The 11675-nt window shown below is 65.6% G+C and carries 10 protein-coding genes; 6 read left to right on the forward strand and 4 right to left on the reverse strand.

Features of this window, described 5'->3' with window-relative positions; genetic code table 11:
* Positions 1-96 precede the first annotated feature (96 nt).
* The 6 genes from AOP73_RS06765 to AOP73_RS06790 all read left to right on the forward strand — a co-directional run bounded on the left by AOP73_RS06765 (position 97) and on the right by AOP73_RS06790 (position 7032).
* Positions 97-1686: a hypothetical protein gene (locus tag AOP73_RS06765; protein ID WP_061964099.1), complete on the forward strand. Its 1590-nt coding sequence runs from the start codon at positions 97-99 to the stop codon at positions 1684-1686.
* The gene (locus AOP73_RS06770) at positions 1683-3098 is read left to right on the forward strand and encodes a GTPase family protein (protein WP_061964101.1); all 1416 of its coding nucleotides are present in this window, start codon (positions 1683-1685) and stop codon (positions 3096-3098) included. Before AOP73_RS06765 ends, AOP73_RS06770 begins: the two co-directional genes overlap by 4 nt.
* Before the next feature lie 37 nt (positions 3099-3135).
* Positions 3136-3972 carry a pyrroline-5-carboxylate reductase gene (gene proC, locus AOP73_RS06775; RefSeq protein ID WP_061964103.1) on the forward strand — a complete coding sequence of 279 codons (837 nt, stop codon included), beginning with the start codon at positions 3136-3138 and terminating at the stop codon, positions 3970-3972.
* Positions 3973-4154: 182 nt separating this feature from the next.
* Entirely contained in the window at positions 4155-4646 is a 492-nt protein-coding gene (locus AOP73_RS06780; RefSeq protein WP_061964105.1) for a single-stranded DNA-binding protein, read from the forward strand.
* Between the two features lie 144 nt (positions 4647-4790).
* The gene (gene ettA / locus AOP73_RS06785) at positions 4791-6473 is read left to right on the forward strand and encodes an energy-dependent translational throttle protein EttA (RefSeq protein ID WP_061964107.1); all 1683 of its coding nucleotides are present in this window, start codon (positions 4791-4793) and stop codon (positions 6471-6473) included.
* An 82-nt stretch (positions 6474-6555) separates the two neighbouring features.
* A complete protein-coding gene (locus tag AOP73_RS06790; RefSeq protein WP_061964109.1) occupies positions 6556-7032 on the forward strand; it encodes an acyl-CoA thioesterase in 477 nt (158 codons plus the stop codon).
* Positions 7033-7133: 101 nt separating this feature from the next.
* Here the strand turns inward: AOP73_RS06790 and AOP73_RS06795 are convergent, their stop codons facing one another.
* The 4 genes from AOP73_RS06795 to AOP73_RS06810 form a co-directional block, all read right to left on the reverse strand.
* The gene (locus AOP73_RS06795) at positions 7134-8060 is read right to left on the reverse strand and encodes a glycine betaine ABC transporter substrate-binding protein (protein WP_061964111.1); all 927 of its coding nucleotides are present in this window, start codon (positions 8058-8060) and stop codon (positions 7134-7136) included.
* Between the two features lie 151 nt (positions 8061-8211).
* Positions 8212-9159, reverse strand: coding sequence for an ABC transporter permease (locus AOP73_RS06800; protein WP_084626614.1), 948 nt, complete (start codon positions 9157-9159; stop codon positions 8212-8214).
* Positions 9156-10448, reverse strand: coding sequence for a quaternary amine ABC transporter ATP-binding protein (locus AOP73_RS06805; RefSeq protein ID WP_084626615.1), 1293 nt, complete (start codon positions 10446-10448; stop codon positions 9156-9158). The genes AOP73_RS06800 and AOP73_RS06805 overlap by 4 nt, the downstream gene beginning before the upstream one ends.
* 339 nt (positions 10449-10787) lie before the next feature.
* Complete coding sequence (locus tag AOP73_RS06810; protein WP_061964113.1) at positions 10788-11675, reverse strand: acyl-CoA thioesterase; 888 nt, start codon at positions 11673-11675, stop codon at positions 10788-10790.

Below are 11675 nucleotides of genomic sequence, written 5' to 3' on the forward strand. Positions count from 1 at the left end.
CCCCGACGCGCGCGACCGGTGCGTTCAGTGGTGAACTGTACGTAAAGCCAGGCGCGATAACCTTGTGCAGGCTTTGTAAGGAGGCGCGCGGCACGCATGAGTATTCGGCCCATCAAGACGTGGGCGTACCCCGGTGCGCTCCTTGACGCCTTGGTAGACACGCGACGCGTGGTCTCTGAGGTCGAACTGCCCCTGCCGACCGAGAACGAGCAACAGATCTCCGAACTCGTCGCGAAGATGCTTGACCAGCTCGATCACCACCTGATTCCGCGCGTGCGCGAGGAGGCGTCGCCCGCCATCGTCGTGGTTGCTGGCTCCACTGGCGCCGGCAAGTCGACCGTGGTGAACGCGTTGTTGGGCGAACAGCTCACCGCATCGGGCGTACTGCGCCCCACCACGATGGTGCCTCACGTGTTCCACCATCCACTCGACGGGGCTGTCCTCAGCGAGGTCGCCAAACGCGCCGATGTGATTGCGACGGAGGCGGTGCCGCGCGGGCTGGCGATTGTCGACTCGCCGGACCTTGACTCAGTGCGCGGCGAAAACCGCGAGGTTGCGCAGATGCTGCTCGAGGCTGCTGATCTGTGGGTGTTTGTCACGACGGCCGCGCGTTACGGAGACGCTGTGCCGTGGGACGCCATCCGCCAGGGTGCCGACCGCGGCGCCTCCATTGCGATCGTCCTTAACCGCGTCAGTGTGGACGTGGCGGCCCAGGTGCGACGCGAACTTGTGGATCGGCTCAGCGGCGAGGGCCTCGAGACCCTCCCACTTTTTGTCATTCCCGAGGATGCCGACTCACGCGGCACCGTGCCGCAGGATGTCGTCGGCGGCCTCGGCCGCTGGTTGGACTCCGTCGCTGCAGCATCGGCCGCCACGATTGTTGAGCGGACGCTGCACGGCGCCACGGAATCGGTGAAGGAGTGGCTCGAGACCCTGGCCGAGGCCATGGACGACCAGGCGGCCGTCGCCAAGGACGTGCGATCCGAGGTGCGCCGATGCGCTGCCCAGGCCGAGGCCGAGGGTGGCACGGACTGGTATCGCGAGATTCCGACCGGAGCGGTGAGCTCGCGCTGGGAGCAGTCGACGGCGGAGGGCGGCGCGCTGTTCCGCCTGCGCAATTCTCTGTGGACCAAGCGTCGCACCGCCCGCGAGGCCCGTGAAAAGGCACTGCATGAGATCGAACGGGACGTCATCGAGGCGGTTGAGGCGTCGCTGACCTTCTCCGCAGCATCGGCGTCCGATGCCATGGTCGCCGCGCTCACTGGAGACGACGGCGGGGCGGGCCAGTGGCTCGCATCCCAGCGTGATCCTCGTGACGCCCGCACTTCCCGGGAACGGGCAGCGGCCGATGCCACACGGGCATGGATGGCCACGTGCGACGAGATCGTCACGAACCTTCCTGGTGCCAAGCACGGCATCGCCGTGGTCGGCGAGCCGGGGCTGAAGACCACCATGGCATCGGCGGCACTGGGAGTTGAGGCCGCCCGCACCGCGTTGTCACTGCTGGTGGCACCATCGATGTCGGAGGCACTCGAGCGAGCCCGCGAGGAGCTCGCCGCCGCCCGCCGGTACGCGATCAATCGCGAGGCGCTGGACATGATGAAGCCCACCGACGTGGCGTCGCTGATGCCAGACGCGTCGGCTCGCGTGCGCTTGCGTCGCGCCGAGCTGCGGGGTCTGCTGTGAGCCCTACGTTCCAACACGTCGCCCCACGCGATGAGACGTCCAACCTGCAGGACCGCGTCGACAGGCTGCGGTCGTCGATGGAGTGGGCCAAGGAGGCCATCCCGGTCGATGTTCGGGGCAAGGTCAACGCCACCATTCAGCGCTGCGACGAGCGGCTGGCCTTGGGCGTGGACCACACGGTGGTGGCGCTCGCGGGCGGAACAGGTTCCGGCAAGTCCACGCTGTTTAACGCGCTGGCGGGAGAGGACTTTGCTATCCCCGGCGTTGCCCGCCCCACCACCTCGCAAACGAGCTCGGTGACCTTTGGTGCGCCGGCCGATGCGCTTCTCGACTGGCTCGAGGTCGCCCCGAACCGGCGGCTCGGAGTGGACGTTTTTGTGGCGCCCGTTGTTGACGAGGCTGACGACTCAGCGCCACGGTCGCCGGCCGCATATCCCCAGACTGACTCTCACCACGGTGGCACCGGTAACGCCGCCCAGAATGGTCCGCTCGGTGGACTGATTCTGCTGGACTTGCCCGATCACGACTCGGTGGAGTCGGCAAACCGCGCGGTGGTGGACCGCATCGTGCCGATGTCGGACCTACTGCTGTGGGTGGTGGACCCGCAGAAGTACGCGGACAACGCGCTACACGAGGCCTACCTGCGCGTCGCGAGTGACCACGGTCAGCCCTCGCTCGTGGTCCTGAATCAGGTGGACAGGCTGACCACCGCCGATGCTTGGGAAGTGGCCAAGGACCTCCAGAAGTTGCTCGAGGAGGATGGGCTCACCCATGTGCCGGTCATTCCTGTGAGCGCCAAGACCGGCCAGGGCATGGATGTGCTGCGAGCGGAGCTCGCTGGTGCAGCCGCGCAGCGCACCGTGGCGGCGGAGGCGGTGCGCGCAGACCTCGTCTCCGCCGGCAGGGACCTGGCCCGCGCACTGTCGCGCGACGCCGAGCCGCGCGTTCCCGACATCGAAGAATTTGTGGGCGCTCTCGCCCGAGCGGCGGGAGTGGACGCGCGCGCCGAGGCTTCCGCGGCAGTCGCCGCTGGCCGCGCGAAGAGTGTTCCGCCCCTCCGGCCCGTGCCACTCGCCTCCGTCGAGCGCGAGCGCCTGGACTGGGTGGACGAGGCGACCACGGGCCTGCCGGTGTCGTGGCGGATCGTGGTGGGTGAGGCCGTCGTTGGGGCGCTCAAACTGACGGACGAACTGAATGCGACCATGAGTTCGCTCGAGTGGCCCGAGGTGACGCATGTGGGCGGCATCCGGGGATGGATGTCGCGCGCGACCAGCGGCTCCTCCGCATCCAAGGCGGTGCTGAAGATGGGCCGCGATGCCGTGCGCCAGGTGGTGACGCCCCTGGTCATCGAGCCAACCGAAATGATCCACCAGGCCTACCGCGTGCTCGACGAGCTGACTGAACTCGAATAGCCGACGCGGCGGGACCCAACCAAGAAGGCGGTGCACGATGGCTCAAACCACTACCCAGGGACCCGTGGCTTTCCTCGGCGCAGGAAACATGGCGGGAGCCATTGCGCAGGGAATAGCGAGTGAGCCCGGTGCGCCGCGGATTCGGCTGACGACCGGCTCCTCACGACCCGCCTGGATCGACGGCTTGAGCCAGGTGTCGCATGAGTCGCTGGCCGATGCCCCCGACGCGAACCTGCGCGCTGTCGAGGGCGCGGCTGTGGTCATCCTTGGCGTGAAGCCCTACGCGATCGTGGAGCTTGCTGAGGCAATCTCGCCTGCCCTCGCGGAGGGCACTCTGGTGATAAGTGTGGCTGGTGGCATCACTTTGGACACGTTGAGGTCAGCGCTACCCGACCACGTCGAGGTCGTGCGCGCGATGCCCAACACGCCGGTGGCCGTCAATCGTGGCGTGACGGCTATCGCCGTCGTGCCCGGAACGGCGCCGGAGGTACTTGAGCGTGCCGCTGCACTCCTCGCGCCCACGGGGTCCGTGGAGGTGCTCGACGAAGACCTAATTGACGCCTTCTCGGCCGTCGTCGGGTCGGGCCCGGCCCACGTCTACTACTTTGTCGAAGCGCTGCGCGCCGCCGCCGTCGAGCAGGGGTTGTCCGCTGAGGTCGCCGCCCGCGTGGTGCCCGCCATGATCGGTGGGGCCATCGAATACCTCGAGTCCACCGGTCGCGCGCCCGAGGACCTACGGCGCGAGGTGACGAGCCCGGGTGGCTCGACTGCCGAGGCAATCGCCGTGTTCGACGATCGTGACTTGAAGGCGGTCGTTGGCGCGGGGATCGCCGCCGCAACGGCCAAGGCCAAGTCGATGGGCAAACCCGCTTAGATTGACGGAGCCGCGCGGTGCGGTCTGCCTTGCATGATTGCTCCGCGCTGTGGTGACCGTTGTCCCCAGGCCCTGTGCCGGGATGCCGTCTCCACTGTCCTTGCGGATCGCCGGTGACGCCTGGTCGTAGCGCGCGAGCCTTGACGCAGTCGCAGATCGCGACAGCGTCAAAGGAGGGCGCCATGAATGATCTCACCATGACAGTTTCAGGATGGGCAGCAACAGACCCCAAGCTCGTACTCAGCGCATCGGGCGTCAATATGTGCACGTTTCGCCTCGCATCGACGTCGCGGTACTTCGACCGCGACAAGAACGACTGGGTAGATGGGCGCACCGAATGGTTCTCGGTGCGCGTGTTCCGAGCGGCAGCGACGATGGTCTCGAAGTCGATAGCGAAGGGCCAGCCGGTCAGCGTGACGGGGCGATTCAAGACCAACGAGTGGGAGGCGCAGGACGGCCCACGAACCGACCTGGTGATCGATGCCATCACCGTGGGCCACGACCTGACCCGAGGGGTCGCTGATTTCACTCGCGCGACCGCAGAGGACGCCGATGCGGAGCCGAAGCCATCGTCCGATGCTGCTGAGGTCTCTGTCGATGACACCGCTGAGTTGAGCGAGGAGCTAGCGGCGGTCGAGGAGGGCGACGCCGAGTTGGAGGACGCCGCCGCTTAGGTCCGGCGACCAGGAGGCGCTCCCGCGCGGGACGGTGGCGACGAGCTGCCGGCCCGCGCTGGGGTGTGAGGGTTCAACCGCGTAGGCTGTACAGGTATCCCACTCGGGCGCTCGTGCGCCGACCCCAGACCCTACGGAGTATCAGTGGCTGAGTTTATTTACACCATGTATCAGGCGCGCAAGGCGCACGGCGACAAGGTCATCCTGGATGACGTCACCATGTCCTTCCTGCCTGGTGCCAAGATTGGCGTCGTTGGCCCCAACGGCGCTGGTAAGTCGACGATCCTCAAGATCATGGCGGGCCTTGAACAGCCGTCGAACGGTGAGGCACGTCTGTCAGACGGCTTCTCCGTGGGCATCCTCATGCAGGAACCCACCCTCAACGAGGACAAGACCGTCCTGGGCAACGTCCAGGAGGGTGCAGGCGAGACCATGGAGAAGCTTCAGCGCTTCAACGAGATCTCCGAAGAGATGGCCAGCCCCGACGCGGACTACGACAAGTTGCTCGCGGAGATGGGCGAATTGCAGGAATTCCTCGACCACGCTGACGCTTGGGACCTGGACTCACAGCTCGAGCAGGCGATGGACGCGCTGCGTTGCCCGCCGCCGGACTCGCCCGTGACGCACCTCTCCGGTGGTGAGCGTCGCCGAGTCGCCCTGTGCAAGCTGCTCCTGGAGAAGCCCGACCTGTTGCTCCTTGACGAGCCCACGAACCACCTTGACGCTGAGTCAGTGCTGTGGCTCGAGCAGCACCTGGCTAAGTACCCCGGCGCCGTGCTCGCCGTGACTCACGACCGGTACTTCCTGGATCACGTCGCGGAGTGGATCTGCGAGGTCGACCGCGGCCGCCTGTACCCGTACGAGGGAAACTACTCGACCTACCTCGAGAAGAAGCAGGAGCGCCTGGCCGTTCAGGGCAAGAAGGACGCCAAGCTCTCCAAGCGACTCAAGGAGGAGCTCGAGTGGGTGCGCTCCAACGCCAAGGGCAAGCGCGTCAAGTCCAAGGCCCGCCTGGGGAGATACGAGGAGATGGCCGCAGAGGCCGAGCGTGGCAAGAAGCTGGACTTTGAGGAGATTCAGATTCCGGCCGGCCCGCGCCTAGGCGACGTCGTCATCGAAGCGAAGGACATCAACAAGGGCTTCGACGGTCGCACGCTGATCGATGGATTGAGCTTTACGCTGCCGCGCAACGGCATTGTTGGAGTGATCGGCGCGAACGGTGTGGGTAAGACCACCCTGTTCAAGACCATCGTCGGCCTCGAGCCCCTCGACGGCGGTGAGCTGAAGGTGGGTGCCACCGTCAAGCTCAGTTACGTTGACCAGAGCCGCGGCGGCATCGACCCCGACAAGAACGTGTGGGAGGTCGTATCCGACGGCCTCGACTTCATCAAGGTCGGCAACGTCGAGCTGCCGTCCCGCGCCTACATCGGCACGTTTGGATTCAAGGGCCACGACCAGCAGAAGAAGGCCGGCGTGCTCTCCGGTGGAGAGCGCAACCGCCTCAACTTGGCGCTGACCCTCAAGCAGGGCGGAAACCTGCTGCTGCTTGACGAGCCCACTAACGACCTTGACGTCGAGACCCTCGGGTCGCTCGAGAACGCTTTGCTCGACTACGCGGGTTGCGCCGTGGTGATCTCTCACGACCGGTGGTTCCTGGACAAGGTGTGCACGCACATCCTGGCCTATGAGGGGACCGAGGAGGACCCGTCGAACTGGTACTGGTTCGAGGGCAACTTCGAGTCTTACGAGGAGAACAAGGTCGAGCGCCTGGGCGCCGACGCTGCCCGCCCTCACCGAGTCACGTACCGCAAGCTCACGCGCGGCTAGATCGCGCGCCGTACGTCGCAACGGTCGGGCCCCCACAGATCACTCGGTGGGGGCCCGACCGTGTGCGGGATATCGTGTGGGAATGACTCGCATCCACGTCCCCGTCACCCTGCGCTGGTCCGACATCGACGCCTACGGGCATGTCAACAACGCCGAGATGCTGCGCCTGCTCGAGGAGGCGCGCATCCGGGCCTTCTGGGCGGACGATACGGCGACGGACGATAGCGCGCACGCCACCGCCCTCATAGCGGGGGGCCCTGGTGCCGAGACCATCACGTTGATCGCGGGCCAGCAGATCGAGTACCTCGCGCCGGCACCGTATGGTCGCCGCCCGCTCGACGTGCAATTGTGGCTTGGCTGCCTGGGTGGCGCGAGCATAGACATTTGCTACGAGGTGCGTTCGCCCATCGGGGACGCCGATCAAGTGGTCTACGCCCGTGCCTCGACGACGCTCGTCCTGGTCGACGCAGCAACCGAGCGCCCACGCCGGCTCACGGATGCCGAGCGCGGGGCCTGGGGCGAGTACATCGACGAACCTGTGCAGTTCCGGCAGCGCTGACGCCTCCGTCCAACGTCGGACGCGAAAAGCGCCGGCCACCCCTTGCAGGGTGACCGGCGCTTGTGTTGCGTCTAGTTCAACGCGGTGTGGTGATGCGGACCTTAAGCGGTCAGCGCGTCAACCCACTCCTGGTTCGCTGCGATCCAGTCGCTGACGATGGAGTCGTAGTCGCCCTCGTCGGCGCCGTTGAGGGCGTTCTCGAGGTCGTAGAGGTGGTCGGAGTCCATCTGGAAGTTGCCGATCCAGGCAGCAACGTCGGGCATGTCTTCCGCGAAGCCGGTGCGTGAGTACGTGTGGATCTGCTCGGCGTCTCCAAGGGTGCCCTCGGGGTCCTCAAGGTTCTTGAGGTCGTAGGCGCCGTAGGCCCAGTGCGGCTCCCACAGCGTGACAACGATGTTCTCGCCGTCGCTCTGTGCCTTGTCGAGCTCAGCGAGCATTGCGGGGGTGGACGACGTGATGAAGTCCATGCCCTCAAGGCCATAGGTGGGGATGGCGCCGTCTTCGACAGCTCCGGTCAGGCCGGCACCGGGCTCGATGCCCACGATGCGGTTGTCGAACTCGTCGGCAGCGTCGGCAAGCTCGGTGAGCGAGTCGATCGGCGCGTCGGCGTTCACTGCCATGGTGAGAGCAGCCTTGTCGAACCAGTGTCCGAGGTCCACGATGTCGTCACCGAACGTGTCGATGTACTCCGCGTGGGTCTTGGGCAGCCAGACGTCAGTGACCAGGTCGTAGTCGCCATCGGCGACGCCCTGGAAGACGGGGGCCGGGTCCGCGTAAGCGAGCTCGACGTTGTAGCCCTTCTCGTTCAGGACGGACTGCCAGAGCAGCGATGACGCAAGCGACTCGTCCCAGCCGTTGAAGACGGCCATCGTGATGTCGCCGCCCTCGGCCATGGCCGAGGAGTCGGTGGTGCTGGAAGCCGAGGTGGAGGGCTCAGTGGTGGCGTCGTCGTCGCTCGAGGAGCATCCGGCGAGAACCAGTCCTGCAGCTGCAGTGGCCGCGACAATCGCGGTAGTGCGCTTGAACATGTATTTCCTTTCCTGCAAGCAGAATTTCCGCTTGCTGTGCTGCACCCGATGCCATTCGGCACGGTGCGCGCGGCGGCGTCAAACGCTGCCGCGAAGTTTGTAGGGAGCACCGGCAACGTGCCTCAGTGAGGACGGCCGATGCGGTCGGTGCTTAGTTGGCCATACCGACGGGGTAACGCACTCCCTTGTCGATGATCTCCTGGGCATCGAGGCGAGCCTGCTCGTCGGCGGACTTTGCGTCGATACGGCGTTTGCGGAGCTTGGAGAACAGCCCCATGCTCTGGCCGAATGACCCGGTGAAGCGGTCCAGGATGATGGCGAGTGCGACCACGGACAGACCGGCCTCAAAGCCGAGTCCCACGTCGAGCGAGCTGATCGCCTTGGCGACCTGGCCACCCAGTCCGCCGGCGCCGACGAGTCCCGCGATGACGACCATCGAGAGCGACAGCATGATGATCTGGTTGATGCCGGCCATGATGGACGGCATTGCCAGGGGCAACTGAATTTGGCGCAGGATGCGTCGCGGCGACGCGCCGAATGCCTGACCGGCCTCGACCACCTCGGAGTCCACGCCGCGGATGCCGAGTTCGGTGAGTCGCACGCCAGGCGCCATCGCGAAGATCAGCGTGGCGATGATGCCGGGGGCGACGCCAATGCCGAACAGTGCGAGCGCAGGGATCAGGTAGACGAAGGCAGGCAGTGTCTGCAGGAAGTCCATGACGGGCTTGACGATCTTGGAGACCGTGGTGTTGCGGGCAGCCCAGATGCCGAGGGGGATGGCGAGGAGGACGGCGAGGAAGGCTGCCACGAGGACCAACGCAATGGTATCCATCGCGTTGTCCCATTGGTCGACGCTGATGATGAACGTCAGCCCGATGGCGACGCCAACCGCGAACTTCCAGCCGCGCGCAAAGAGTGCGGCGACGGCAATCACGATGATGACGGCGAAGGCCGGGGGAGTGGCAAATACCCAGTTGAGTGCGTCATAGAGCATGACGAACAACGACTTGAGGGCGTCGAAGAGCCAGGCGAGGTTGTCCTCGATCCAGGTGAAGAACGAATCGATCCAATCACCTACGTTGAGTCGGAAATCCATCAGCGGGCCTCCTTCGCGGTGGTGGTCGAGCCTTCGTCAGAGGCATCAAGCGCCTTCGTGACCATGGCGGTCGGTAACGGGTCGGGGCTCGGTGTCGCGGACGCAGCGGCATCGGGCTCTCCGCCGAGCGTCGCGAGCAGCGTGACACGGGGGATGACGCCCACCAGCTTGCCGCGAGGATCCTGTACAGCCAGTGGCAGAGCCGACTCGAGCGACGGGATGAAGAGGTCTGCCAGTGAGGTGTCTGCGGCTACCGCTCCGTGATCCGACTGGATCGCAGGCGTGAGGTCCTTCTTTCCGGCACGCACCAAGTCGAGCACGTCGCGATCGCGTACCCATCCGACCAGCGTGCGGTCGCGTTTGATCACATAGGCGGCGGACAGCTGTTCGTCGCGCATCACGGTGAGGGCTGCATGGGGGCCGCTACCCTCGTGGATGGCAGCACGCGGCTTGCGCATGACGGAGTCCGCGGTCAGGACACGCGAGCGGTCCACGTCCTGGACGAACTGCTCGACGTACTCATTGGCCGGGCTCGTGAGGATGTCCTCGGGGCTGCCAATCTGGACGATGCGGCCATCGCGCATGACCGCGATGCGATCGCCCAGGTACATGGCCTCGTTCAGGTCGTGGGTGATGAAGACGATGGTCTTGCCGAGTTCGGACTGTAGCTCCAGGAGCTGGTCCTGCATCTCGCGGCGGATGAGCGGGTCGAGTGCGGAGAACGCCTCATCCATGAGGAGCACGTCGGTGTCTGCGGCGAGCGCGCGGGCAAGGCCCACCCGCTGCTGCATGCCACCGGACAGCTGGTTGGGGAACTTCTCTTCCCAGCCTGCGAGTCCCACGATCTGGGTGATCTTGCGGGCACGAGCCTGACGCTCGTCCTTGCCGATTCCCTGGATCTCGAGGCCGTAGGCGACATTGTCAATCACGGTGCGGTGGGGCAACAGCGCGAAGTGCTGGAACACCATCGACACCTTGTGGCGGCGGATGTCGCGTAACTCGGCCGCGTTCACGCCGGTGATGGACGTGCCACCAATCTCGACGGTGCCGGCGGTCTGCGGGTGTAGGCCGTTGAGCATGCGGATGAGAGTGGACTTGCCGGAGCCAGACAGTCCCATGACCACAAAAATCTCGCCGGTCTTGACCTCGAAGGAGGCGTCGATGACCGCGGCAGTAGCACCGCCCAAGTCGTCGCGGCTCGCGCCGTCGCGCAACTTGGCCACGGCATCGTCCGCATGGCGGCCGAAGACCTTATAGAGTCCCTGCGCGCGCAGGGCGATGTTCTCGCTCACGTTTTCTTACCTCAGCTCCCAGGAATTGCTTCCCGGTGGTGCTCGCGGCCTCGGCGTAGCGACGGACTCGCAGCCGTCGTACGGCAATCACGGACCCCTGGGCGCCACCATCGGGGAGGCTGCCTCGCTAGCCATGCGCGCACATCAAACACGTGGTGCAGCGCGAGGCCTGGGCTATTCGTTGGCGCCCCGATCGCGACTGACGCGGACCTCGAGACGGCTTCTTCACCGTAACAAGGTCGCGCGACCAATAGCAAATCGTTGGTCAAGGAATGGCCCCGAAAGGGTAACAGTTACTATCGTCGCTTCCTGGTTCTACCAGGCAGGATACGCCCGATGCTACGACAAGTCAGTGGGCAGGCGGAACATTCCCTCTTGCGAGGCCGACGCGACCAAGCGGCCGTCCTCGGAGAAGATCCACGTCCCGCCAAGGCCACGTCCGCCCTGCGCAGTGGGGGCGTCCTGTACAAAAAGCATCCACTCGTCGGCGCGTGCGGGGCGGTGCCACCACATGGCGTGATCGAGGCTGGCGAAGTTCAATCCCTTGGTGCGCCAGGACACGCCGTGGCGGCGTAGCAGTGGCTCGAGCATGATCTGGTCGCAGCCGAACGCGAGGAGTGCGCGGTGAAGAATGTCTGGGGCCTCGATGGTCTTGCGCAGACGAACCCAGGTGGTTTGGTACTGCTTGGGGCGGGCATCGGGCTTGAAGAGTAGCGAGCCCTCCACGTGGCGCATGTCGAAGGGGGTGCGCTCCAGCCAGTAGTCCGCCGTCGCGTCTCCCGCAAAAGGCGACAGGATGTCCACGCCTGACTGCACCGTCTCGGGTCCTGGCACCTCGGGCATGCTCACCGAGTGCTCGGGTCCGTCCTGGGGCAGTTGAAACGAGGAGATCATCGACAGGATGGGCTTGCCGCCCTGAAAGGCGTGGGTGCGGCGGGCTGAGAACGAGCGGCCGTCGCGTAGGTTCTCCACTTCGAAGGTGATGGGCTTCGAGGCGTCGCCCGGGCGCAGGAAGTATCCGTGCATGGAGTGCAGGTGGCGTTCCTCCTCCACGGTGTGACCAGCGGCGAGGAGTCCCTGGGCGAGCACCTGGCCGCCGTAGACCCGGCCGCCGGGCATCGGCAAAGAGTCGCCCTCGAATTCGGTCTCGCTGAGTTTGCGCAGGTCGAGTGCTGCCAGTCCGGAATTAACGGCCTGATCTGCCCAAGTGTCCTCGATGTGATCCAT

The organism is Demequina aurantiaca (assembly GCF_000975135.1).
In the GTDB taxonomy this organism is placed as follows: domain Bacteria; phylum Actinomycetota; class Actinomycetes; order Actinomycetales; family Demequinaceae; genus Demequina; species Demequina aurantiaca.